A 24952-nucleotide genomic window follows, 5' to 3' on the forward strand; every position below is an offset into this window, starting at 1 on the left:
GCAGTGGCAAAGCCAACCGCGTCTTAGCGCAGCAGGGCAATGACATCATCAACATAGGCCTTGGCCGTTTCCAGATCTTTTGCTTGGATAGCGGTGCTAAGGCGTCCACTTTTCGCACGCAGCCGCTTTAGTCCCGCGCAGGAGTCATCGTGGAGTTTCGCGCGCAGTTTGCCTTCGCGTTGGTCCGTCCAACCATCAAGAAACACCGTCAGACCGGGCAAACAGGCGCTTAGCACGGCGACCACCAGCACGGTCGAAAAAGACGCAATTGCCGACAATCCCTGGACAAGCGCCGTTACCCCGGTAGCGGCTGCACCAAACCATATGATCCATCGCAGCGACGCCCTGTGACGGGTTGTGCAGCCTTCTAAATGCCTGATTTGATTGTCAAGGAAGGTCAGAAACCTGGCTTCAAATTGCGGCAGAATGGAAAGCGCGTCGCTTAGTTTGAGCGCGAAATACTGCAGTTCCCAACGCAACTCCTCGGCCTTTAGCCGTGCCTCGGTCGCCGTGCCATAATAATCTCGGGCACTTAGATTGAAGGCGTAAAGCCCTGCCACGCCAAGCAGAACGGCCTGAATGATCAAAACTAGGCTGAGCGTTTCGTCTGACAGGGCTGTCCCCCCAGCACTGTTCGCACCGGACACAAATAGCAACCCACCGCCGATGAGCGAGGCGCACAGGGTCGACAGCAAAAAGCCAGATCGGCACCAGCGAAACGCGATTTTCACGCGCCGTGCGGATTTGGCTTTGCGGGCGCGTTCGGCGGTGAGGTTTCGATACTCGAGGTCTTGCGACAGCAGTGTTTTGAGGTTGGTCATGGGGCGTTGTCCTGAGTCAGTCTGAAACGATGGGAAACGGCATGGGTGGATCGTAATCGTCACAGGGGGTCAGCGGTTCCGGATCGGGCAGGCCCAGCTCTGCGGCAATGTCATCGGTCGACAGATCGCGCGCTCCGTTCCTGATCGGCAACAACTGACAGGCAATTTGCAGCGCGTTGCCTTCTATCAAAAGCTGAGACCAAAGCCGCACGGTTCCGTCACGGCCACCGGACGCGACGCGGCGACCATCGAGACTAAACGCGACACTGGTGACCTCTCTCTCATGCCCGGACATAACAGCTAACGTTACACCACTCTCCACCTCCCACAACCGCAACGTTCCGTCACCGCTACCAGAAATCACTCTGCTGCCGTCGGGACTAAATGCGACGCTGGCCACATCACCTTCATGCCCGGGAAGCACAGCAATCTCTGTACGGCTCCCAGCATCCCACAACCATAAATTAGTGTCGAAGCTACCAGTGGTCGCCCTGCTGCCGTCGGAACTAAACGCGAAACTTAGTACAGAGCCTTCGTTGCCAAGCAGGGCAACAGCCTCAGATTCAGAGGTTCCATCCCACTGCAGAACTCCCCCGTTCAATTTACTAAAGACCACATGGTAGGGGGCGGAGTGAAATGAAACTAAGGTCACTTTTTCATCCAGCTCATTTAAAGTCGCGATCTCAGCACCGTTCTCTGCATTCCACAGCCGCAGCGAACCGCCGTCGCTGCCAGAGACCACTTGGCGACCATCGGGGCTAAACGCGACGCTTGTCACTTCGCTTTCATGCCCGGAAAGCAGGGCGATCTCTGCCCCGCTCTCTACATCCCACAGCCGCAATGTCTTGTCATAGCTACCAGAGACCACTCGGCGACCATCGGGGCTAAACGCAACGCTTGTCACCGAGCCCTCATGCCCGGTCAGCACAGCAATCTCTGCCCCGCTCTCCACATCCCACAGCCGCAGCGTATTGTCATGGCTGCCAGAGACAAAGTGGCCGCCATCCGGGCTAAACGCGACGCTCTCCACCCCGCCCTCATGCCCGGACAGCACGGCGATCTCTTCCCCGCTCTCCACATCCCACAGCCTCAGCGTATTGTCATGGCTGCCAGAGACCACGCCGCGGCCATCGGGGCTGAACGCGACGCTGGTCACCCCGCTCTCATGCCCGGACAGCACAGCGATCTCGGCCCCGCTCTCCACATCCCACAAACGCAGCGTACCGTCCCAGCTGCCAGAGACCACGCCGCGGCCATCCGGGCTAAACGCGACGCTGGTCACCCTGCCCTCATGCCCGGACAGCACCACACTTCTACTCGTGTGCGCAAAGGCCGTCACCATCGCTTGTCTGGCGTTCGATACCAATGCGCTGTCCAGTGGCGGTTCGTCCGGCCAGGCGCTCATCACCAGTTTCAAAGCCGAGGACGGATCTGTTTGGGCCCGGGTGCGGGCCAGCACCGTCATTGCAACGCCCCGCGCCTGTTCACCTGCCTCGCGCTCAAGATTGGCGCTGGCTTGGGCAACCACAGCCTCTGAAAAATAGTACAGGCTAAAGCCCAAAAGCCCGACGACCAAACACACCGTCGCGGCAATGGTGGCTCGAACCGTGGCTAGCAAGCGGCGCGAGCGGTGCAGAAATGTGCGTTCCGGCTCGGATAGCCATTCAGGGTGTCTTGCGGCCACAGGGGCAAAGTCTTTGATATCGACCTGCCGCGCCAAGAACCCGCGGCCTTGCCCGCCTTTTATCCAGCGGTCGGTCGCCGCCATAAGCCGCCCCATGCTGCGCGCGTCCGCTTCGTGATCTTGCACATATTGGTGCAGCTCGGGCCATTGCGAAAAGAGCGATTCATGGGCGATTTCGACGGTCTCACCCGTCGTTTGCAACAGCCTGCCCCATTCCTCACCCGCCAGCCGGTCAATCAACTGTTGCTGGTCTTGCGAGAACTCCGACTTGAATGCGATCCGTCGGGTGGCCCCCGCTGTATCGCCCAACTGCAACAACCGCAGAAAGACGGGCAGCAAAGCGTCGCGCTCTGGTTCTGTCAACTCATGCTCGGCCACCCGCTCGGCCTCTTGCCCAAGCGCGCCGTAAACCCGGCCAAGCGATTGATAGGCCGTCACCAGGTTCCCGCCATACTGCGCGCGGTCACGCCAGACCAATGACAGCGCCATCTGCGCGAGGGCGACGTCACCGGCCCTATCGGACAGATCCTCTTGGATGCGGTCAGCCAAGGCGTCAATCTGGGCGACATCGTCAAAACGTGCGAGCTGTAAAGGTCCTTCGACCATGGCACGCAAATCGTCGCCTTTTGGTACATTGAGCTTGAGCACAGTGTCTTCGGCTTTGAGATGCGCACCGAGCCCGGGCACCGTGCCGACCAGCCGCGCATAGTCAGCCCGAACCGTCGTCACAACCCGCAGCCGCGCGTCTTTGGCTCCGATCTTTAGCATGTCGGCGATGAGACGGCCAAAGGCATGGCGCAGATCACGATCACGGGTGGCTGTCACCAACTCTTCGGCCTGGTCGATGATCAGCAAGGTTTGAACTCGTCCTGCGGGCAATCCACATTCGAGCGCATAAAGGCTCTCACTCGCGTTCCCCAAATCGATCTGCTTGCGCAGCGCGCTTTGCTGGTCCGGCTCTAGGCCCATGGCCTGCGTCGCTTCGGTCAGCCCCAGCCGCAATCCTTCGAGCGGGTCGCTTCGCGGACGCATCGTGATAACATTCCAAAAGACCGGCGCGTCTTGCCTAGGGTTGCGCGTGTCAAAGGCACCGCCACGCCAGGCCGCCCCGAGACCCGCCATCGCCAGCGAGGATTTGCCCGCGCCGCTATCGGCGACGATGGAATAGATCGGCTTGTGCTGCAATTCTTTAAGCAGCAGGTCAGTCTCGGGGCGGCGACCAAAAAAGCGATCATTCCACGCCTCGGTCATGGCGTATAGCCCGGGGAAAGGATGCTTGGTCAGGGCCGCGCGCCCTGCCCCATTGTCCACTCCCAGGATGGCATCCACCAGACGCGCGAATTCCGCCGGGTCGTTCAGCGGATCGCGGATGGCCTGAAAACGTTTGGCAAAGGGTGACAGCGTTTGTGTGTCAGCCCCGCCCATCAGGATGGGGATAAGGCGAAAGCCCGGCTCTGACACCGCGCGGCTGTTGAGCACATCAAACTCGGCCCGCATCCAATTGGCAAGGCCGCGACTGCCCACCAGGATCGCACCGGCGCTGGCCCCGCGCAAGGCCTGTTCAAGCTGCGGCTGCCAGGGGCGTCAGGCCTCTAGCGCATCAAAATCCAGCCAGACCGAGAGCGCCCCGCTTTGACCTTGTGGCGTCTGGCGCAATCGCTGCGCCAGGGCCTGCGCAGCCGCGCTATCGCTGCCTGCTTGGCTGAGAAAGAGCTGCGCAGTCATGGCTTGCTCTGCGCGGCGATCAGATCCTCATCGATCCACCACAACCGCAGCGTGTTGTCATCGCTGCCAGAGACCACACTGCGGCCATCGGGGCTAAACGCGACGCTGTTCACCAAGCTCTTATGCCCGGACAGCACAGCAATCTCTGCCCCGCTCTCCACATCCCAAAGCCGCAGCGTGCAGTCCCTGCTGCCAGAGACCATGCGGCGGCCATCGGGGCTGAACGCGACGCTGCTCACAAAGCCCTCATGCCCGGACAGCACAGCAATCTCAGCCCCGCTTGTCACATCCCACAGCCGCAACGTCCTGCCATCGCTATCAGAAACCACGTGACGGCCATCGGGGCTAAACGCGACGCTAAACACCAAGTCCTTTTGCCTAGACAGCACGACAGGTTCTGCGCCACTCTGCACATCCCACAACCGCAGCGTCTTGTCATCGCTGCCAGAGACCACACTGCGGCCATCGGGGCTAAACGCGACGCTATTCACATCGTGCTCATGCCCGGTCAGCACAGCAATCTCTGCCCCGCTCTCCACATCCCACAACCGCAACGTCTTGTCATCGCTGCCAGAGACGACGTGGCGACCATCGGGGCTAAACGCGACGCAGTTCACCCAATCTTCATGCCCGGAGAGCACGGCGATCTCTGCCCCGCTCTCCACATCCCACACTTGCAGAGTATTGTAGGCACTGCCAGAGACCACGCGATGGCCATCGGGGCTAAACGCGACGCCATATACCAATCTCTTATGACCGGAAAGCAAGGCGATCTGAGTTCCGCTCTCCACATCCCACAGCCGCGTGGTCGCGTCATTGCTGCCAGAGACCACGCGGCGGCCATCGGGGCTAAACGCGACGCTATTCACATCGTGCTCATGCCCGGACATCTCAAGAAAACGTGGTTTTTGTGGCTTGAGACGCGCGGTTTTGTACTTAGCCCCTTTTTTTCCGCGAAAGCCTGTCGCCGCCCTTAGATCGGCCCCTGTAAACGTCACCCCCGATAAGCGCGCACCGGCAAAGCTGGCCCCACGCAGATCCGCGCCGGAAAAATCAAACCCGTCCAGATCCGAGCCGGCAAAATCAAGCCCGCGCAGATCCTGGCCGCGAAAATCCCTGGCCGGGTCCAACCCCGCGGCCTTTGCCATGGCGAGAAAATCGGTTGTGTCAATCGTCGTGACGCGTTCAATCGCCTTTTGCGTTGCCTCGGGCAGCGGCATGGAAACGGCGCTAAGTTTGCTGTCACTTGGCATCTGACCACCCCTTTAGCGGCGTGTCTTCGCGCTGTTTGCGCATGAGCAAATCCACAACCTTGCGCTGCATGTCTTGCACCGGCTTGGGCAAATCCACCTCTGGTGTCGCGATCTGAACGCATTCCCATTCCAGCACAGCTTTGACCGAGATGGAGACCTCTTCGCCCTCATGCGGTTCCAGATCAAACAGGCGGGTGACCGGCCCCATATCGGGATCGGCCAGCGGTGCCCCCGCCATGGGGGTCTTGTTCGCCTCGACCATCAGAGTATAGCAATGCAGCGCGCCGACTTGATGAACTTGCGCCAGAGGCCCTGACCAACCATGCAGGAAGTTAGCATTCGGGTTTGTCGGTGTGCCCCCTGTCGCCTCAACCTTGAGGAAAAAGCCGGACAGGTGGAACAACACTTCGCCACCGTCAAAGCGAGCCTTGGCATATCCCGTTGTCGCCAGTTCCATCAGCACGCCATTGTCCTGATCGCGCCCATAATCGATCGCCCCCGAAATCGGCGGCACCGTTTCCACGCTGATGGCGCTGACCGGCGCGGGTTGTGGCGCAGTTGGGTTTGACTCGTTGGTTTCACGCAGCGTGGTTGGCGTCGCATCCAGGATCATGATCCGGTCTTTCAATTCCCTTGAGAGTTTTGCGAGCAACGGTTTAGGGCCACTGTCCAGAAGGCTTTTCAAGTCCGGCCAGACCTGCATTTGGATGGCGCGAAGGGCCTCGTAAGCGGTTTTTTGTTCGTCACTCATGGCAGCGACATCCGCGTCAGACATCGGTTTCAGCAAAAGCGGCAGAATGCGCCCCGGGCCTTCACAGGATTTCGTCGCATTTCTAAATATCTCAAACTCCCAAAGACAGTAGTCTGAGGACAGCCAGGCATGCGATACAAGCGGAATGAAAAAGGCCGAGGTCTCGCCCGTCTTGTGCAGCTCTTTACGCCAAGCCTCGCCCCATTTTAACCTGTTACGGTCCTGCCAAAGGGCGCAACTTTTTCCGATGAGGCTCCGGTTGGTTTCGCCTTCGAGATGATTAAAGACAAATTGCAGATCTTCACTATCGACTGCGGAGTTCCAATCGTCGGTAGCATAACTGAAAAAGACTTGAAACGGTTTGGTCACAGCAATGAAGGGTCTAGAAACGGTTGCGTACACGATAAAGACGATTTCGCATAGCGCAACTACAGATCTAGGCCGTTTGTCGATCCATCCCGAAAAAAGGCGATGAGACATGGCGTAAATAAACCCATGCTTGGCAACGCTAGAAAGGCCCCCCCTGAGGCCTCCGCGTTCAAGGATCGCCTGAAGAGCCAACTTTTCAGCTTTAGCCCGGGAAAGTTGCGCCTCGAATTCCATAATTGCGGCCCGTTCCTCAAAGGCGTCTTGATCCAAAGCGGACTGGTGCACGGCGGCGAGGGGATGGGTTGCTTGCACCTAACTGCCGCGCTCTTCCTGAAGAGGGAACGCTTGCGACTTTTGCGACTTCGCTGACATGCGCTGGAGCGTAGCAACCAAGGCGGATGCGACATCAAACTTGGGTGATCGCATCTGGCCGATTTAACCGCCAAGTTGAGTTCGAAACTTGTCCTTTGATCAATTGAGGACCATCCTGACAAAGGAGCCAGTGATTTTTTCAAGCATCTGGACCAGTTCACGAGCCGAAGAGGCGTTGCGGGTGAAATTTGGGCCAAATCGCACAATTGAACGAATATCAACAAAGCATTCGGTCCATTTCTCAAACAACCATCTGCGCAGTTTTTCCGCCTTTTGCAGTGGCTCGGGAACCGATGTCGCTTCAAACAAGCGTTTGCTTTCAGACAAGTACCAATCCATGAGCTCTATCGCGCAGGTCAAATGCGCTAAAGACAATGTTTGAGCGCTCTCATCTTCAAAGAGTTGCAAAATCCCCGCGAGACGAAGGGTTTGCTCAGCAGCCTTCGACGCGAAACCACGTATTTTCTGGAATTCCCGCCCTTCTGCTTGGTTCTCTTCAACTGAATTATAGTATTGAATGAGCAAGTCGCGCGCTGCATTAGTCAGGGCTAAGGTGGATTTGGTAAACCTTTCGCCAGCAGGTCTTCTATTCGGCAGTGAAAGGTGGACAAATGGCTCAGTGACGCAGCTTTCGAGGTGTTGTCGGTTGTCAAAGACATCACGCGTTGACCGATGTGGCTGACCGGCCATGCGATCAACATCCGAGAGAACAAGCCTTGATCACGCAACTCTTCATCAGCCAACAACGTTTCTGCAATTCTGGGTTGGATCATCAAGTGGCTAGTCAGGCGTTTATCAGTAAATGTACGAGAGGGTCCTGTGCTAGACCTCCTGGTTCGATCGACAGAGCCCCCGTCCCAAAGTTTGGACATCGCTGCTGCGGCTTTGAGACGGTTGTCGGATGACATCCCGTAACCGCCCAAGAACTGGCCACCTTCGTCCGAGAACAATCCCAACGACGGCTGAGATGTTTCATAATGTTTGAGCAACCCTTCAATTGTCGGGTCAGTCAACAACAATTCAGGAGCGATAGAAGGCTGGGGCTCCGGTCCTAATGCTTCCAAATCAGCTCGCGCTGTGTCTTTAGCTTTTGTTTCTGCTAGTGTTAACCGACGTTGACTTGCGAATAAATCTGTATCGTGGGTGTAGGCTCTGAATTCTTGGGCGTATTGATCTTGCCTTTCTCGTTCAAATTTACGAACACCTTGCAATGCAAGGGTATCACGCTCGGATTTACGTTCCCCGGATTCGGCCACGGACAGCAAAAAAAAACCGAAACAGGCTTTGCCGATTGTAGAGTTTCAACGACAGCTAAGTTCTGAGTCGCGAGGCTTGCAGCAGCAAAAATACTCTGTGCAGAGGGTGCAGAGGTCAGGTGCACGACTGCATCTACAGCAGGTGTAAGTGGGCCTAGCGCGCATTTGGGATAAGTTTCAGCCGCGACTTTTGCCCGTACTAACGGAATTGGCGAAATCTGTCGCGGATTCCTCGTTTCACTGAGCGCATTTTCAACTCCAAGTTCGCCGGCAAATTGAGAATAGCACTCACAATCCCTGTCTGAGTTTTCAGGCATGGTTCAGTCCTTTCGAAGTTATAACGCTGCGATCAGACCGCGTTGGGCGCTACCCGTTGCTGCGCAATCCAGCTCTCGATATCTTCGGGCCGATAACGAACAAGGCGACCAGTTTTGATGAATGCCGGACCATCTTGACGCATGATAGTCAATTCTAGAAAGCGCTTCGAAACGCCAAAATGCTCCTTAACTACCGCGCGGTTCAAAAGTATTAATGGTTGGTTCATATTGAGGTCTCCGGTACCTTTGACCTTGATCTTGGGACGCGCATACATGCCGACGCAAAATCAAAGGACCTAAAAACTGGCCTCTAAAGGTTAACGTGAATTTTCTTAGCAGGTTGGTCTGAACTTCTTTAAAAACCATGCAAATACAGATAGTTAAAAAACTACGCAACCAAGAATTTCACAAATATGGGTACACTTTCCAATGCCGACTACGTGTGAGAGCATCTGATTCCCTTGTTCCGAAACGGCCAAGGGGAAAGGTCCCTTCTAATTTACTTTGAGCACAGAGCCCGGAATTCTAGACATGCAAAAAGGCCGTTTTTTGAGCAGAACCCTGAACAGTTTGCAAATTAGCCACGGGCCATCGCTACGCAACCGTATCAAATGAATTTACTTAAGTTGGGGGAGTTTCCAAACGTGCTCGCCCGTTCCGACAGTCGAAACGTCAATCTTCGAATAAGTGATTGATTTTAGTGGTGCCCCCACACGGACTCGAACCGCGGACCTACTGATTACAAATCAGTTGCTCTACCAGCTGAGCTATAGGGGCACCGTTCGGTCGAAATAGGACAAACCGCCTACCCTTTGCAAGCCCCAAAATCACCTATTTGCGCGTGCAAGTAATCCGACCGCTGCGAGCCCCGTCAAAATCACCAGAATTGCCGCTGGGGCGGCGTCTCCGAGGGCTTCGAGAGAGGCCTGTTCGTGCACGCGGGTGGCCAATGTGTCAAAGTTGAAGGGGCGCAACAAAAGCGTGGCGGGCAGCTCTTTGACGCAGTCCACAAAGACCAAAAGCAGCGCCGAGGCCACAGAGGCGCGCATCAGCGGGTAATAGACCGTGCCAAGCACCTGGCCCTGATTGCGGCCCAAAGACCGGGCGGCCAAGGCGAGGTTTGGCGACACGCGCCCCATGGCCGCATCCGCCGCGCCCTGAGCAATAGCAAAAAAGCGCACGCAATAGGACAGAATCAGCGCAAAGGCCGAGCCGGTCAGAATCAGCCCGATATCAACGCCTGTGACCGCCAGAATGCCATCCGCCACGGCGTTATCCACCACCGCGAGGGGAATCAGGATACCAACCCCCAAGACAGCGCCCGGAGCCGCATATCCAATCGTGGTTACGGGCAGCAGAAGACGGGGCAATTTGCGCCCGGTCAGGCGCACGCCATAGACCAGAAAGACACCTGCCGCGACGGTCACCACAGCGGCTGTACCGCCCACGGTCAGGGTGTTAAATCCCGCCTCCCACAGCTCTGGATCACGCCAGTTTTCGGCATTGTCCAAAGCATGGCTCAGGATCACCCCCGCCGGCAGTAAAAAGCCCATGAAGAAGGGGATGAAACAGGCCAGCAGCATGAGCCCGCCCAATCCGCGGCTGACCTCTTTGCGCGCCACGGGGCGGTGCCGGGTTGAGAGGTTGAAATAGCGCATGCGACGGCGCGAGATTTTCTCGAGTGCCACCAGCATGATCACCAGGATCAACACCACCGAGGCGATCTGCGCCGCGCCGCCGGCATTGTTGGCCTCAAGCCAGACGGTAAAGATGCCTGTGGTCAGGGTCTGCACGGCGAAATAATCAACCGTGCCGAAATCATTGACGCTTTCCATCATCACGATGGCGACGCCGGCGGCGATGGCCGGGCGGGCCAAAGGCAGGCCAACGCGCCAGAACCGCCCCCAGGCCCCTGCCCCCAGCGATTGGGCGACCTCTTCTGATGCGGCGCTTTGTTCGCGAAAGGCGGCGCGGGCCAGCAGATAGACATAGGGGTACATGGCCGCCGCCAGAACCAGAATGGCGGCACCCATGCTGCGGATCTCGGGGAACCAGTAATCGCGCGAGGTTTTCCAGCCAAACACCTCGCGCAAGGCGGTCTGCACCGGCCCGGCATATTCCAGGAAATCCACCAGCGCATAGGCCCCGACATAGGCCGGGATCGCCAGCGGCAACAGCAGCAACCATTCCAGCCAGCGCCGTCCGGGAAATTCATAGCGCGCAATCAGCCAGGCCGCCCCGGTCCCCACCATCGCCGACAAAATCCCGACGCCAAACATCAGGATCGCCGTGTTGCGCAGATAGCGCGGCAAGGTGGTCGAGATCAGATGCGGCCAGATGTTTTCGCGAGGAAACAGCGCCAGCCCGAGCACCGCAAGGATGGGCGCGATCACGATCACCGCAATCACAATGGCCCCAACCGACCATTTGCTGGGCAAACGCAGGCGCGCCTTGGTTGTTGCGGGTCCGCGTGTCATGCTGGAAGAGGCCATAAGCCACACCTTTCCTTGGTCGTTACAGGGGCTGTTAACCTCTGCGCGAAAAGGCTTATACTGCAGCCAAGAGCCAACAAAAAGCCCCCAAGCCCACAGCACAAGCCCCCGAACGAGCGCACCATCCCATGCAGGTCATTCTACACGCCGGTCTCCCTTGCACAGACGACGATCGCATCCTCAAATGCCTTTTGCGCAATGCCGATGATTGGCGTCACGAGGGGGTCTCGATTCCCGGCCCGTCCAAATACCGCAAATTCCTGCTTGAGGCGGTGAACAGTCTCAACCGTTCCGGGACATCGGACGACACGCGCGAGATTGTGCTGGATGCCATTCTGGACGATGAACACACGCAGGTGGATCGGCTTTTGCTGTCCAGCAACACGTTCTTTTCCGTGCCCAAACTGATGTTTTCCGGCGGACTCGCCTTTAGAAAGGCGGAAACCCGGCTGCGCGTGCTGCAACAGATTTTCGAGCGTGACGAGGTTGAGTTGTTTCTGGGCCTGCGCGACCCGGCGACCTTTTTGCCCGCCGTCTATGCCATCACCCCGCACACGGATTTTCACGAATTCATGGCCGGGGTCGACCCGATGCATCTGCGCTGGTCCGACATGATCCGCCGGCTGCGGGATCACCTGCCCGACATGCCTATCACGGTATGGTGCAACGAAGATACCCCGCTGATCTGGGGCCAGGTGATCCGCGAATTGGCCGGGATCGAAATGACCCGCAAGATCACCGGTGCCTTCGACATCTTTAGTCAGATCATCAATCCCGAAGGCATGAAGCGCTTTCGTGCCTTTTTAAAGGAAAACCCCAATATCAACGAAATGCAGAAACGCCGGGTGATGGCGGCGTTTCTGGATAAATATGCGCTTGAGGACGAGATCGAAGAAGAGCTCGACCTGCCCGGATGGGACAGTGCCTATGTGGATATGCTGACCGAGCTTTATGATGACGACATGTATACGCTGGCCAGCATGCCCGGCGTAAACGTCATTTCTCCGTGATTGGGGCTTCCGTACCGCCCTTGGGCAGGCTTTGAAACGCCAGCCAGGCCTGGAGCAGGTTTAGCGAGACAAACAGGGAAACCACGATGCTGGGGGCCAGAACCATTGGGAATTCAAAGATAAACGCGAATCCCGGCTCGCGCATCCAATAGAGCATCACCGCAAAGGTTGGCAGCACGATCAGCCCAAAACCAATCAGGTTCCAAAGGATCAAGGCCCGCGCCGACACCTGCCCGCGCCACAAAAGCCAGGCCATGAGCGGTGCGGACAGGCCAAAGAGAAAATCAGGAATGCCGATCCAAAAGACGTAGCTCGATTGGATGTCACCGCTTAGCCCTTTGGCGATCCCGCCCAATGCCCCGATCCGCAAGGTTTGGATCAGGGCCAACATCCAGGCCGGGGTTGCGGCACCGGATTTCAAGATGCCCTGTTGCAGGCGCGGCCATATCAGGAATGCGGTCTGCCAGATCACCATGGGCACCAGCGCCTGCCATAGCAGCGGAATGTCCTGCATCCAGCGCACATGCAGGCCCTGCAGACCCAGAACGGTGACAATCCCGACCCAGAGCGCGAAACCGGCAAACAACGCATAGCTGGCCCGCGCTTCGGTCCGGGTGATGGCCTCGCTCCGCGCCGCGCGGGTGATCAGGCTCAGGCAGAGGCCAAAGACGATGGCGGTATAGACGGGTAGGATCGACACAGGCTGTCTCCTTTCAGAGCATCAAAAGAGGCGTCAAACCCCAAATTCACGCGGCATCCTGATATTTCAGGATCACCATATCGGCGGCGGCTTCGCGCAGGTCCAAGAGCGGCGCATAGGCCTCAGACCCAAAGAGCGCGTCGATATCCTCGGTGGTGGGAAAGCGCACGATCACCACCAGATCATGGTCCTGTACCCCGGCAATTGGACCTTGCGCTGGCCCGCTGAACAGCATTTCAGCGCCATATTGCGCGCCCAAGGCTTTGACTTGCCGCAAGTAATCCTGAAGCTTTTCGCGATCTTTGACACGGATGGTCGAGGTCATGAGTGCTGACATAATTTCATTCCTTTCAAGGTGTTAAGCGCAACGAATGGTTGCCTTTGTGGAACTGTCCCGGTTGCGGGTTTCCCCCGCACGCCACTTAGATGATTCTTGTCATCTAAATAAGATTATGATTATCATCCAAATAGTCAACCACCCCGAAAACCGAGATCGACATGGCCCGCGCCACCGCATTGGAAAAATCACGCAGCCACGACCGGATCGTGCACCAAGCCTCTTTGCTGTTTCGCGAAAACGGGATCGAAGCGACCGGGCTGTCTGAAATCATGAAAGCCGCTGGCATGACCCATGGTGGGTTCTACCGACATTTCAAATCCAAACATGCGTTGGTCGCCGCCGCTCTGACCTATGCCATCACCGCCGCTGTGTCAGATATGGCAGAGGCGGAAACTGCGGCTGACAAACGCGCGGCGCTAGGGCGCTATGTGGCGCTTTATCTCTCGCCAGAACATGTGCAAAACCGGGCCCAAGGCTGTCCGCTGGCGGCAATGCAATCCGAGCTCGCGCATCAACCGCCCGAGTTGCAAAAACCGCTTGAAGACGGGGTTGCCCATGTTCTGGCCGTGTTGGCCGCCGTGATCGGCGGTCCGGCCGCTGCCCCCAAAGCCCAAGCCCTGCTGGCACATCTTATGGGCGCAGTCTCATTGGCGCGCCTGTCGCCGCCAAACGTCGAGACCGAAACCTTTTTGCAAGCCGCCCGCAAGACAGCTGCAGAGATCATTGCCTAACAAAAGAAAAGCCGCGCAGGACCCCCTGCGCGGCTCATAAAACCGTCAAATAGACTGGATCAGGCCATGCCCAGCGCGGCCTTGTACATTTCCAGCACCGCCTCTTCCTCGGCGATATCATCGGCATCGCGCTTGCGCAGCGCCACAACCTTGCGGATCACCTTGGTGTCATATCCGCGCCCCTTGGCTTCGGCCATGACCTCTTTGATCTGCTCCGCAACTTCTTTCTTTTCTTCTTCCAGCCGTTCAATGCGTTCAATGAACTGCTTCAGCTCGCCCGCCGCGACGCCATAGCTGTCTGATCCTGAATCCTGCATCTCGATCTCCTGTTTTCACCCGAAACACGGGCCTGCCACCAAGGGTGCCGTTCTGTTTTTTGCCGCGGCCGGCTGCGCGGGACGGCTGCCCTGAAATCTGTCTCGATCACCGGACAGGCCTTTGCTACAGGGCTAAAGCGCCGCCATCAAGGGGTTGCGCCGCCCCTTGCGCTGCTTTACGCCGCAGACAGCGTAATCAGACACATGAGGGAAACATGGACTGGCTTGTTTGGGGAGGTGCCGTGCTGTCCTTTGCCGGATTGGCAGGGCTGGTCTGGTGTATCATGTCTGTCTGGCGCGCGCGTGGTCAAAACCTACCCGATGAAGAGCTGCGCGCCGTGGTGGCCAAGATGGTTCCGCTGAACATGGGGGCGCTGTTCCTCTCGGTCATCGGGTTGATGATGGTCATTCTTGGCGTCTTTCTCGGTTAAACCGAGACGCGGGCGACGACAGGGCGTTGCCTTATATCCGCGCGTTTCGCTCAGCCCCTCTTAACCAAACTCTCTGAAACTCCCCCTCGGTTGACCACTGAAATCCGGATCACCCCCTTTGCTGGGGCCTGTGATACGTGCGTGTGGCAGGGCGACGCCCTGCAAAGGCCGGGGTTTAGACATGCCCCGGATCCGATCCGTTACGGCGGCCGCCGCTTTTCAGACCAGAGCAGCAAGACCAATGCCGCCGCGCACTTCCAGCGCTGCGAAGCATTGGCGTGTTTGAGGGTTACTTATACGTCGTCGAAACTGCACCCGTTCTTGACCAGATCCGGCCACAGCGCGGTAGGCTGCCAAAAGGCGCGGTCCGGGTGGCGGACGCGTTCCAACAGTTTGAACAGTTTGAACAATCCGATCTGGCTGGCCGTCTTCATGATCCCCCCATGTTCCTTGGGGAAGTCCAGAGCCAAGAGCGAAACCAGGTCGATATCCGCCGCACGGCTTGCCATACCCTCGGTCAACAGTCGCGTACCCTCATTGGCCAGCGCCGCCAAAAGCAGGTGTTGCAGGTCCTCCTGCGCCCAATCCTTGGGCGCGCGGGTACCGTTCAAAAGGCGTGGGACAGCGTCGCTTTGCACCGCACCGCCATCGCCCCAATCATAAAACCCAGCCCCAGAGACCCAGCCCTTGCGGCCCAGCTCGACCAGTTGCGCCGACCAGTTCTGCGCCCCCTCGCCCCTCGAGGCCGTGGCCAGAGCCTCAAGCCCCAGCGTGTCTCGGGTTTGGAACGGCGGTTTGGTCCAGCCCCAGGCAAGCGTGGCGGCGTCGATGTCATAGGGGTTGGCACCCAGATCAATCATCCCATCCGCCGCGCGCTGCAAAGCCGCGCTGAGACGCCCGGCAATGCTCTCGCCCGTGGACCTCACCACGACCGGAACCTTGCCCAACACCTTGGCCAAGGCCTGCGCCGCCGCCAATTGATGCGGCGTGCAATTTGGCCCCTGAACGATCTCCAACAGCTTCGTGGCAAAGACCGGCGGGGCAAAACGCAGGCCCAGCGCGTCCACCGGGGCGGCCATAGCGACCGCGCGCACCATATGGCGCGGTGCAGGCACATTGCCCTGCCCGCGCGCCGCGTGCAGGATCATATCGGCCCCCTCAACCATCTCGGCGCTCTCACCCGTTTTCAGCCGTGCCAGACGTTGATCCGCCACCTCACGCGTCAAACCGCCCTTTTTGATGCCATTCTCAAAAATCTCGCGGATCTGTTTGCAGCCCTCTTGCAACGGCCCTTGCTCATGCGCGCCCCAATGCACGCCCAACCCTGCGTTCAGCGCCGTTACAGTGATCTGCATCGCCAAAGGCCCCGCGCCCAGAACGGCGATTACCTTGATCTCGGGCGCGGTGGCGTCCTGATTTGGCACCGGGGCCGGGCTGCGACGGGCGCGATGTTCGGCAAGGAAACTGTGACGCAAGGCCTTGGCCGCGTCCGAGGAGAGGCTGGTTTCATGCGCCTCCTCCTCCATGTTCAACCCGATCTCAAAGGGCAAAAGCGGCGCGGCCTCAACCAGATCAATGATCCGGCCCGCCGCCTCATCACCGGCTTTCACAGCGGCCCGGCGCTCCGCCACCGCGCCCTGATAGGCCTGCATATCATCAAACCCGCTGCGCAGATCGCTCAGCCGCCTTGGACCCGCCGCCTCTTTGCGCAGCTTTTGGCAGAATTGCAGCGCGGCCTGTTTCAGATCCCCATCGCACAGCCCATCAACCAAGGACTGCCCCGGGGCGCGGTCCACGACAAAGACCGCGCAATCCAGCAACATCTTAAAGGCCAGCGGCGCGCCAACCAGACGTGGCAGGCGCTGCGTGGCCCCGCCGCCGGGCACCAAGCCCAGCTTCAGCTCAGGCAATCCCAGCCGCGTGCCGCGCTGCGCCAAACGGTAATGCGCCGCCAAAGCCAGCTCCATCCCGCCGCCAAACACAGTGCCATGCAGCGCCGCGACAACGGGTTTTTCGCTGTTTTCGACCAGGGTGCAAAGATCGCGCAAATGCGGTTCGGCCAGGGCGGACGGGCTGTCCAGCTCGGCCAATTCTCCACCGGCGGGAAAGGTCGCGCCCTCACCCAGCAGCACAATCTCATGCACATCCGCCGCGCTATCCGCCCGCGCAAACACGCTGATCAGCGCGGCGCGCACCTGCTGTCCCAAAGCGTTGACCGGCGGGTGTGACACGCTGATGATCGCGGTGCCATCCACGGTCTCATAACCGACAAGATCCGTCATGCGTCTGCTCTTTCTGCCCTGTGCTGACAGAGATGCGGCCTGCCTGTGCCCCCCGTCAACGCTGCGCTTTTGCGCTTTTCTTAGGCGAATTAGACGTCAAACTGCGTCTCAAAGCAAGTTTTCCACAATCAGATGTGGAAAACGCCGGGCAAAGCGTGACCAAAGTGACTCGGGTAACGAGTCTTGGCCTGCTGCTCAGCCACGGCGTGGTGTTGGTTGGGGTACGCCCCCCAAAAGCTGCCTGACCGGGGTCAGACCGGCATATTGTCGAACATATCTTCAACGGCCTCGTCGACACGCGACGCCATCAAGGCCTTGGCCCAACCCGGAATGTCGACATCTTTGTCTTCCAAAGCCAGGACAACCTGTTCCAGATGGTCCAGCAGCTCTTCTCGCTGATCACCATTGGCCACTTCCAGGTCTCTGTGTAGCTCGTCTAGTCTTGTTTTCAGGTCTTCAATCATGGCGGTCCCCTCCTCTGGATCCGTCAATTACGCGCCCGGGCCTGACCTAAGTCTGGCCTCCTGCACATTTCACACAAGCCGCCGCATCCGGCAAAAGCTCAAGTCGTTTTTCCGAGATTTCTTCACCGCATTTTACACAAATGCCGTAATCTCCGCTCTCCAAACGGGCGAGTGCACTTTTTATACGCGCAATCTCAGCTTGCCCGCTCTGTCCGAGACGCTCAAGAACTTCCTCGTCTTCGCGCTCCACGGCCGCCTCTTCCCAATCTTTGGAATGCGGCGCTTCCAACGCGTCCTCAATCCCGTTCAGGCGAACACCCAGTTCCCGCAAACGGTTCAAAAGAGACAGTTTGTTTTTGTGGTGGGACATTCGTACAATCCTTTCGCATTGCGTCCCATATACTGGCAAAAAGGACCGATGCGGGCCTTGATACAGGTCAACAGACAGCAAAAATCTTACCGCAGTCTTGCAATATATTCTATTTATCGTATATGTTTTCCGAAACAGAAAGAGAGGTTGATCATGACCCCTGAAGTAACCGGATTTTTCGACGACGCCACCAATACGATTTCCTATGTCGTGCGCGATCCCAATGGCACCTCTTGTGCCATTATCGACAGTGTTTTGGATTTTGATTATTCCTCGGGGCGCACCGATACACGGTCGGCGGATGCGATCATCGCCTTTGTTCAGGACAAGGGATATACCGTGGACTGGCTGCTCGAAAGCCATGTGCACGCCGACCACCTGTCAGCCGCGCCTTACATTCAGGAGCGTGTGGGCGGCAAGATCGGCATTGGCGACCGGATCACGGTTGTGCAGGACACCTTCGGAAAGGTCTTTAACGAAGGCACCGAGTTTCAGCGCGACGGGTCACAATTTGACCAGCTCTTTCAGGAGGGCGACAGCCTGATGATCGGTCAGATGCGTGGGGATGTGCTGCACACGCCGGGTCACACCCCCGCTTGCCTGACCTATGTGATCGGCGATGCGGCCTTTGTTGGCGACACCCTGTTCATGCCTGATTTCGGCACGGCGCGCTGCGACTTCCCCGGCGGCTCCTCTGAGGTGCTGTTTGACTCGGTGCAGAAGATCCTGTCCCTGCCGGATGAAACCCGCATCTTTGTCGGTCATGATTACAAGGCACCGGGCCGCGATCATTTTGCCTGGGAAAGCACGGTGGGCGAGCAAAAGGCGGCCAATGTCCATGTGGGCGCGGGCAAATCCAAAGAGGATTTTGTCGAGATGCGCGACACGCGCGACGCCTCGCTGGACATGCCCAAGCTGATCATCCCCTCGCTTCAGGTGAACATGCGCGCCGGGCAGATGCCCGAGCCGGATGAGCAGGGCGATGTCTTTCTCAAGGTGCCCGTCAACAAACTCTGACGGCGGTCACGCCGTCAAACGCAGCACGACCCCGCCGCGAACCGGGGCGTGACGCGCAACCCAAGGATCAAAGGGAACGCAACAATGGAAATGGATTGGATTTGGGGGCTGATCGGCGGCTTGCTGATCGGCACCGGCGGGGCAGTCTATCTGCTGGGCAATGGCCGGATCATGGGCGCTTCGGGAATTATCGGCGGGTTGGTCGATGGCTCCGGGCTCGACACCAAATGGGAACGGCTGGTCTTTCTGGCGGGTGTCGTGCTGCTGCCGGTCTTGCTGATGCCCTATTACGGATCGGTCGACACCCATGTCACCGATAACTACGTGGTTCTGATCGCCGCTGGCCTGCTGGTGGGCATTGGCACCCGACTGGCCAATGGCTGCACCTCTGGCCACGGGGTCTGTGGCATGTCCCGCCTGTCCTTGCGCGGCTTTGTCGCCACCGGGTTCTACATCGTGGCAGGCGGCATTGGTGTCATCATCTTTCGCCATCTTCTGGGAGTGATCTGATGTATCTTGTCATTGCATTCATCGCCGGAGGTTTGTTCGGCGCCGGTCTGTTCATCTCGGGCATGACCGACACCACCAAGGTCCAGGGCTGGCTCGACGTGTTCGGCAATTGGGATCCGACGCTGGCCTTTGTCATGGGCGGCGCGATGATCCCCATGGCCATCGCCTGGCTGATCCGCAACCGCCGTGTCACGTCGCTGGTCGGCACTCCCTTGCCCCCGCCCCCTTCGACCAAGATTGACGGGCGGCTGGTCACTGGCTCGATCATGTTTGGCATCGGTTGGGGCTTGGCGGGCTTGTGCCCGGGTCCGGCAATTGCTTCGCTGACCTATGGCGGCCCGGGTCTGTATGTTTTTGTGGCAGCCATGCTGGCTGGCATGATTTTCGCCCCAGCCCTGCGCGCCCGGCTGGACAGGCCTGTTCCTGCGGAGTAAGTCAAAACCATGGATATTCGCCAGATCACACCGAGCTATTTCGTGTCCCCGCAGATTTCCCCGGAAGACGCGCAAACGATCAAGGATGCGGGTTTTGTTCGCGTCATCTGCAACCGCCCGGATGCAGAGATCCCGCCCTCTCATCAGGCTGACGCCATGGGGGAGGCCATGCGCGCCGCGGGGCTGGAGTTTGAGGTCTTGCCTTTGACACACCAGACCATGACTCCGGAAAACGTGGCGCGTCAGATGGAATTGGCCAGCGCCGAGGGCCCGGTTTTGGCCTATTGCGCCTCGGGCACGCGCTGCACCGTGGTTTGGGCGCTGTCTCAGGCGGCACAGAAATCCAGTGACGAGATTCTGAGCACTGCTGCCAATGCGGGCTATGATCTGGCCGGGCTGCGCCCGACTTTGGATGCGATTGCCGCGCAGTAACGGGGATCAGCCAAGCAAAAATAGGAAAGCCGGGGACAGCCCCGGCTTTTTCTTTTCTTGGACAGAGCTTAGCTTTCCTCAATCTCCAGAGGTTCCGAGGCAAAGTCGAAATCGCCAAGGTCGGCCATGGCAGCTTCGCCCATTTCGCCCTCGCCCCCTTCGGCGGCAAGATCCATGTCAAAGGCGGCGGCATCAGCCTCAAAATCGAGATCGGGCAGGTCAGACATCTGATCTTCGGTGCTCATGTCGCCAATGCCGATATCGGGAAGGTCGCCACCAAAACCGCCACCAAAGTCGCCGCCAATATCGGGCAGCTCGGCCTCGCCGCCCATGCCGCCACCGATATCCGGCAGGGCTGGGCTATCCATCTCGGGTTCGGTGGCGAACCCTTCGACCAGATCACCGCCCATCATGCCCGCCGCGGCATCGGGAATGGCGGGGGCTGCGGCCTCGGGCCAGGTCAGACGGACCGCGCGCTGATTGTGCATCTGGCCCAACCGTCCTTTGGCCACCACCTGATTTCGCCCGGCAATCAACTCGACCCGATCCAAAACATCAGGCGGCAATTGCAGCAGGTCACCCGCCTGCAATTGTTCAGCCTCGCGCAGGGTCATGGTGACGCGGGTCAGAACCGCATCCAGTTTCGATGGGATTTTGCCCAGCACATCCTCATGCGGGCCCGGAGCATTCGGATTGTCGGCCCCCGCCCCGGTATTTTGTGTGGGAACACGTTCTGGCAGAAAGATCGACAGCGCGCCCTTGCGCCGCCCCAAGGCCAGATCAATTTCGGCGCGGAAGGTGCGATAGCTGGAGGCGTCCAGCAACAGGCCCGCAGCGCGCGCATCTTCGACCATGGCCCCAAAACGATACCCTTCAAGCTGGGCGGTTATGGGATGATCTTCGAGATTGCGCACCAACAGATCCAGCGTGCCATCCAGCAATGGGGCCATCATGGCGGCATCGGTCGGGGTCAGCACCCGTTCCTCATCAATGGGCATTTGCGTGACCTGCATGATGGTCTGCACCTCGATGATGCCGGTCATCACCTCGCGTTCGATCGCGGCGATTCCCAATGCGCCATCCGGCCCATCCAGCAGAACCAGCAGATCCTTGGCCCCAAGGCCATCAATCACACCATCCTGATCATGCATTTCGACAGAAACAGCCTGCGTGACCAAGGCAAGGTCCCACAACACGTCGGCCGTGCGCGAAAGCGCTCTGCGCAACGCCTTGGACGGCGACATGCCGCGCGCTTCGAACGCACGTTGTGCCGCTTGCGCCTTCTGGCCCAGAACGTCCTGTCGTGCCCCATCTGCCATATTGAGAATGCACCCGTCGTAAACTGTCTTTGCAATCGTTATGGACGGATTTGGTTACCAAGCACTTTACTGCCGCATTGAATTCTTAGGATTTATTGCGCGGCCAGTGCTTTTTCCAAGGGCAGAATGACGCGGAAAGCTGCGCCAGACTGGCCGGAGAGATAGGAAATCTCTCCACCTAGGCGTGTAACGATCTGGCGCGAGATCGCCAAACCCAGCCCGGCCCCGCCCGCTTTTTGATCACTCACACGGGCAAATTTCTCAAAAATCACGTCCTGCGCTTCGGGGGCCACGCCTGATCCATTGTCAATAAAATCAACGGTCAGCGCCTCTCCCTTGGTCACCACAATCGCCAGGGCTGGCGATTCGGCGTCACAATATTTGCGCGCATTGGAAATCAGGTTGATAAAGACTTGGCTCAGCCGTTCCGTGTCGGTGTTCAGCCAGACCTGCTCGCTCTCGCGATCCCGTTTGATCTGCAATCCGCGTTTGTCATCATGGGCCAGCGCCGCTGCCTCGGCCCGGTCCAGCACATCGCTCAGCATGCCTTCGCCCAGGTTCAGACTGACCTGCCCGTTTTCCAGCACGCTGAGATCCAGCAAATCATCCAGAAGCCGCGTCAAACGGATCGCCTCGTCATGAATGATCGAGGCATATTTGCTTTGCTCTTCGGCGGTGATCCCGTCGCCATCGCGTAGAATTTCCGAAAACGCCCGGATCGAGGTCATGGGCGTGCGCAATTCGTGGCTGATCTGGCTTAGGAAGGCATCCTTTTGCACCGACAACCGGGTCAGTTTGTCATTGGCGGCGCGCAGTTGGGCGGCGGTGCGTGACAATTCCTGCGACTGCGCCTCAAGCGTGGCAGAATACTCCATCATCTGCGCGGTTTCATCGGCAACCGCCATGAGGTCTTCGACGGAAATGCTCATGCCACCAACGATTTGCCCGACCATGGCATGGGCGGTGGCCGCCCCGACCGACCCCGACAACTCGCGTTCCAGAATTTGCAGAAATTCGGCGGTGGGCGCAGGCAAATGCGTGTCCGATCCCTGACGACGGGCCTCGCGCAGGAACAGCCGCTGCGCATCCGCCGAGCCAAGGATCCGCTGCGCCATGACCATCAGGTCTTCGGCCTCGGCCGAGCCCTGGCTCCAACTGCGCGCGCCGCCGGTGCCCTGCTGAATATTGACAAATTGCGCGCCCTGAAGCCGTTCCAAAGGTGATGGAAAGCTCGAAAGCGAGGCGACAAAGAACGCGACAGCATTAAAGGTCAGGCTCCAGATCATCGTGTGCAGCAGCGGGTCAATGCCCGAAATGCCAAACAGCGCTTGGGGATGTAGCCAGATCAGGCCAAAGGGACCGCCGTCAAAGAAGCTTTCCGGCAGAATCGCCGCGCCGAAACTGGGCAGATAGAGCGTATAGACCCAGATGGAAAAGCCGACAGTCAAACCAGCCAAAGCGCCAAAACGCGTTGCCCCGCGCCAGAAAATCCCGCCCAGCATCGCCGGCAGAACCTGCGCAATCCCCATAAAGGCCACAAGCCCGATTTCGGACAGCGCCGCGCCGCCGCCCGATTGCGCATAATAAAGGTAGCCCAGCGCCAGAACTCCGCCGATGGACAAGCGCCGCGACAGCAGCACGACATTGCGCACATCACCGGACACGCTGACCACGTTTTCGTTCACCCGCAGCCAGATCGGCATGACGATATGGTTTGACACCATGGTCGAAAGCGCAATCGCCGCCACAATGACCATCGAGGTGGCGGAGCTGAAACCGCCCAGAAAGCTGAGCAAAGCCAGCGCGTTCTGGCCATATTCCAAGGGCACGGTCAAAACGAACAGATCCGGGTTTGAGCCTGCGGGCAGCACGTCGAGCCCGACAACCGCGATCGGCACGATGAACAGGCTCATCAGCATCAGATACAGAGGAAAGGCCCAGGCCGCCATGCGCAGTTGCTGGTCATTGTCATTCTCGACAACCATGACCTGGAACATCCGCGGCAGGCACAGAAACGCCGCCGCCGAAAGGAACATCAGCCCGGCCCAGCGCCCGCCATTGACCTCCCAATGGCCCAGCGAGGAGGCGTCGATGCGCTCCAGCGTTTCGGACACGCCGCCCGAAATCCCCCAGACAACAAAGATCCCCACCGCCATCAGCGCCGCCAGCTTGACAATCGCCTCAACCGCGATGGCCATGACCACCCCGTGATGGCGTTCATTGGCATCCAGATTGCGGGTGCCAAAGATCACGGTGAAAACCGCAAGACCCACAGCCACCCAAAAGGCGGTTGTCTGCTCTTGCTCTCCACCCGAGGCCTGGCTGAACACTTCGACAGACAGGGTCACTGATTGCAGTTGCAAGGCAATATAGGGGGTGGTGCCAATCACCGCCAACAGGGTCACCCCAACCCCAAGCAGGTTGGATTTGCCGTAGCGCGAAGAAATCAGGTCGGCAATCGAGGTGATGCGTTGCACGCGCCCGATGCGCACCAGCTTGCGCAGCACCCACCACCAGCCGATCAAGACCAGCGACGGGCCAAGATAGATCGTCAGATATTCGAACCCATTGCGCGCGGCTGATCCAACCGCGCCATAAAACGTCCAGGCGGTGCAATAGATGGACAGGGACAGGGTGTAGACAATGGGCGCGCGCAACCAATTGGCCCGCCCCCGGCGCGAGGCACGCTCGGCAAAGAACGCCACGGCAAATAGAAACAGGACATAAAGGATCGAAATCGCGGCCAGCGCGTTGAGGGTCGTCATGTCTCGCCCTCATCATTGCGCGGCACACGTGGGCGGATCTTCATGATCTGGATCAGGATACCCGCCACCAAGGGCAGACCAATCCAGACGACAAAGATATAGATCAACCCGGATGAGGCATGTGTCTTGGACTCTGGCACCGCCCAAAGCAAAGGAACCAGCCACAGCACCAACCCCAAAACCGGCAAGGCACGCGCGCCGTCCACCAGACGGCGGCGGCGATAGGTTTGGCGTTCAACAAAAAGCGGGATCTTATCCGACTTGGGGGTCGGCGCAGCGGCGGGCTGGTTTTGCGATTTGCCTGCGCCGCTCATGCCGGTGCCAGAGCGCGCACAGCCTCCAGCACTTCGGCATTGGAAAAGGGTTTGGTCATGAACCGGCTGGCCCCGGCGCGTTCGGCCATTTCCCGGTCTTTGCTTTGCCCGCGGGCGGTCAACATCAGGACAGGCAGGTTCTCGGTCGCTGCATCGCCACGCAATTCGCGCAGAATATCATAGCCCGAGCGGCCCGGCAGCATGACATCCAGAATCAAAACATCGGGCGCACGCGAGCGCACGATCTCTGCCGCATCCTCTCCGTTGGAATGCGTTGCCACATGCCATCCCTCGCGGGACAGGATAAAGCTGATTGCCTCAATGATATTCGGCTCGTCCTCGATCACAAGCACATGCCCGGCCATGCATCCCCCCCAATAGCCTGACGCGTCGCGATTTTTGATTGTCCTGACGCAGGTTCCCCTACACTAAGCCCATTCATCCGCCGCTGTCAAAAGCCCGTCCTATAATAAGGT

General features: G+C 58.7%; 24 protein-coding genes, 1 tRNA gene and 1 pseudogene. 7 read left to right on the plus strand and 19 right to left on the minus strand.

Translation table 11 applies throughout. The features are described from left to right. Positions 1-23 precede the first annotated feature (23 nt). From CLV87_RS17880 to CLV87_RS17920, 9 genes and pseudogenes are all read right to left on the minus strand, one after another. Positions 24-821, minus strand: a complete 798-nt coding sequence (locus CLV87_RS17880; RefSeq protein ID WP_099247597.1) for a hypothetical protein — start codon at positions 819-821, stop codon at positions 24-26. A 16-nt stretch (positions 822-837) separates the two neighbouring features. Then, positions 838-4059 (minus strand): WD40 repeat domain-containing protein, encoded by a 3222-nt coding sequence (locus CLV87_RS17885; RefSeq protein ID WP_099247598.1) that lies wholly within the window; start codon positions 4057-4059, stop codon positions 838-840. A gap of 30 nt (positions 4060-4089) precedes the next feature. Beyond that, on the minus strand, positions 4090-4230 hold the full coding sequence (locus CLV87_RS23950; protein WP_166652787.1) for a hypothetical protein: 141 nt from the start codon (positions 4228-4230) through the stop codon (positions 4090-4092). After that, the gene (locus tag CLV87_RS17890; protein WP_099247599.1) at positions 4227-5483 is read right to left on the minus strand and encodes a WD40 repeat domain-containing protein; all 1257 of its coding nucleotides are present in this window, start codon (positions 5481-5483) and stop codon (positions 4227-4229) included. The genes CLV87_RS23950 and CLV87_RS17890 overlap by 4 nt, the downstream gene beginning before the upstream one ends. Then, on the minus strand, positions 5473-6603 hold the full coding sequence (locus CLV87_RS17895) for a toll/interleukin-1 receptor domain-containing protein (RefSeq protein ID WP_176556044.1): 1131 nt from the start codon (positions 6601-6603) through the stop codon (positions 5473-5475). Before CLV87_RS17895 ends, CLV87_RS17890 begins: the two co-directional genes overlap by 11 nt. A gap of 471 nt (positions 6604-7074) precedes the next feature. After that, positions 7075-8231: pseudogene (locus CLV87_RS24380) on the minus strand (YfjI family protein). A 349-nt stretch (positions 8232-8580) separates the two neighbouring features. Continuing rightward, a complete protein-coding gene (locus tag CLV87_RS17910) occupies positions 8581-8775 on the minus strand; it encodes a helix-turn-helix transcriptional regulator (RefSeq protein ID WP_099247945.1) in 195 nt (64 codons plus the stop codon). A 474-nt stretch (positions 8776-9249) separates the two neighbouring features. After that, a tRNA-Thr gene (locus CLV87_RS17915) sits at positions 9250-9325 on the minus strand. 50 nt (positions 9326-9375) lie between these two features. Beyond that, positions 9376-11040: an ABC transporter permease gene (locus CLV87_RS17920; RefSeq protein ID WP_235871973.1), complete on the minus strand. Its 1665-nt coding sequence runs from the start codon at positions 11038-11040 to the stop codon at positions 9376-9378. Between the two features lie 128 nt (positions 11041-11168). On the opposite strand from CLV87_RS17920, the gene CLV87_RS17925 reads away from it, so the two are divergent. Then, the gene (locus CLV87_RS17925; protein ID WP_099247604.1) at positions 11169-12050 is read left to right on the plus strand and encodes a hypothetical protein; all 882 of its coding nucleotides are present in this window, start codon (positions 11169-11171) and stop codon (positions 12048-12050) included. On the opposite strand, the gene CLV87_RS17930 is transcribed toward CLV87_RS17925, so the two are convergent. Together CLV87_RS17930 and CLV87_RS17935 are read right to left on the minus strand one after the other, a co-directional pair. After that, positions 12037-12750 carry a hypothetical protein gene (locus CLV87_RS17930; protein ID WP_099247605.1) on the minus strand — a complete coding sequence of 238 codons (714 nt, stop codon included), beginning with the start codon at positions 12748-12750 and terminating at the stop codon, positions 12037-12039. The two genes, CLV87_RS17925 and CLV87_RS17930, sit on opposite strands and share 14 nt — an antisense overlap. Before the next feature lie 46 nt (positions 12751-12796). After that, positions 12797-13087: a DUF1330 domain-containing protein gene (locus CLV87_RS17935; RefSeq protein WP_099247606.1), complete on the minus strand. Its 291-nt coding sequence runs from the start codon at positions 13085-13087 to the stop codon at positions 12797-12799. A gap of 161 nt (positions 13088-13248) precedes the next feature. Here CLV87_RS17935 and CLV87_RS17940 point away from each other — a divergent pair, with 161 nt between their 5' ends. Then, a complete protein-coding gene (locus CLV87_RS17940; protein ID WP_099247607.1) occupies positions 13249-13821 on the plus strand; it encodes a TetR/AcrR family transcriptional regulator in 573 nt (190 codons plus the stop codon). A gap of 59 nt (positions 13822-13880) precedes the next feature. On the opposite strand, the gene CLV87_RS17945 is transcribed toward CLV87_RS17940, so the two are convergent. Then, entirely contained in the window at positions 13881-14138 is a 258-nt protein-coding gene (locus CLV87_RS17945; protein ID WP_099247608.1) for a DUF2312 domain-containing protein, read from the minus strand. 215 nt (positions 14139-14353) lie between these two features. Here CLV87_RS17945 and CLV87_RS17950 point away from each other — a divergent pair, with 215 nt between their 5' ends. Further along, on the plus strand, positions 14354-14569 hold the full coding sequence (locus CLV87_RS17950; protein ID WP_099247610.1) for a hypothetical protein: 216 nt from the start codon (positions 14354-14356) through the stop codon (positions 14567-14569). 293 nt (positions 14570-14862) lie between these two features. Here the strand turns inward: CLV87_RS17950 and CLV87_RS17955 are convergent, their stop codons facing one another. From CLV87_RS17955 to CLV87_RS17965, 3 genes are all read right to left on the minus strand, one after another. Further along, positions 14863-16851: an enoyl-CoA hydratase-related protein gene (locus tag CLV87_RS17955; RefSeq protein ID WP_099247612.1), complete on the minus strand. Its 1989-nt coding sequence runs from the start codon at positions 16849-16851 to the stop codon at positions 14863-14865. 251 nt (positions 16852-17102) lie between these two features. Next, entirely contained in the window at positions 17103-17315 is a 213-nt protein-coding gene (locus CLV87_RS17960; RefSeq protein ID WP_099247614.1) for a hypothetical protein, read from the minus strand. A gap of 46 nt (positions 17316-17361) precedes the next feature. Further along, a complete protein-coding gene (locus CLV87_RS17965; protein WP_099247616.1) occupies positions 17362-17685 on the minus strand; it encodes a TraR/DksA family transcriptional regulator in 324 nt (107 codons plus the stop codon). A 153-nt stretch (positions 17686-17838) separates the two neighbouring features. Between CLV87_RS17965 and CLV87_RS17970 the strand changes: the two genes are divergently transcribed. From CLV87_RS17970 to CLV87_RS17985, 4 genes are all read left to right on the plus strand, one after another. Further along, positions 17839-18702, plus strand: a complete 864-nt coding sequence (locus CLV87_RS17970) for an MBL fold metallo-hydrolase (protein ID WP_099247618.1) — start codon at positions 17839-17841, stop codon at positions 18700-18702. A gap of 84 nt (positions 18703-18786) precedes the next feature. After that, positions 18787-19212 carry a YeeE/YedE family protein gene (locus CLV87_RS17975; RefSeq protein ID WP_099247620.1) on the plus strand — a complete coding sequence of 142 codons (426 nt, stop codon included), beginning with the start codon at positions 18787-18789 and terminating at the stop codon, positions 19210-19212. Then, on the plus strand, positions 19212-19646 hold the full coding sequence (locus tag CLV87_RS17980; protein WP_166652790.1) for a DUF6691 family protein: 435 nt from the start codon (positions 19212-19214) through the stop codon (positions 19644-19646). Before CLV87_RS17975 ends, CLV87_RS17980 begins: the two co-directional genes overlap by 1 nt. A gap of 9 nt (positions 19647-19655) precedes the next feature. Next, positions 19656-20078, plus strand: coding sequence for a TIGR01244 family sulfur transferase (locus tag CLV87_RS17985; RefSeq protein ID WP_099247624.1), 423 nt, complete (start codon positions 19656-19658; stop codon positions 20076-20078). 68 nt (positions 20079-20146) lie between these two features. On the opposite strand, the gene CLV87_RS17990 is transcribed toward CLV87_RS17985, so the two are convergent. The 4 genes from CLV87_RS17990 to CLV87_RS18005 form a co-directional block, all read right to left on the minus strand. Continuing rightward, a complete protein-coding gene (locus CLV87_RS17990; protein WP_099247626.1) occupies positions 20147-21397 on the minus strand; it encodes a FliM/FliN family flagellar motor switch protein in 1251 nt (416 codons plus the stop codon). A 92-nt stretch (positions 21398-21489) separates the two neighbouring features. Continuing rightward, a complete protein-coding gene (locus CLV87_RS17995) occupies positions 21490-24162 on the minus strand; it encodes an ATP-binding protein (protein WP_099247628.1) in 2673 nt (890 codons plus the stop codon). Beyond that, complete coding sequence (locus CLV87_RS18000; RefSeq protein WP_235871974.1) at positions 24159-24476, minus strand: hypothetical protein; 318 nt, start codon at positions 24474-24476, stop codon at positions 24159-24161. Before CLV87_RS18000 ends, CLV87_RS17995 begins: the two co-directional genes overlap by 4 nt. Further along, positions 24473-24841, minus strand: a complete 369-nt coding sequence (locus tag CLV87_RS18005; protein WP_099247630.1) for a response regulator transcription factor — start codon at positions 24839-24841, stop codon at positions 24473-24475. Before CLV87_RS18005 ends, CLV87_RS18000 begins: the two co-directional genes overlap by 4 nt. Positions 24842-24952: the final 111 nt, after the last annotated feature.

The sequence above is a fragment of the Pelagimonas phthalicica genome (genome assembly GCF_004364805.1).
GTDB classification, from domain to species: Bacteria; Pseudomonadota; Alphaproteobacteria; order Rhodobacterales; family Rhodobacteraceae; genus Pelagimonas; species Pelagimonas phthalicica.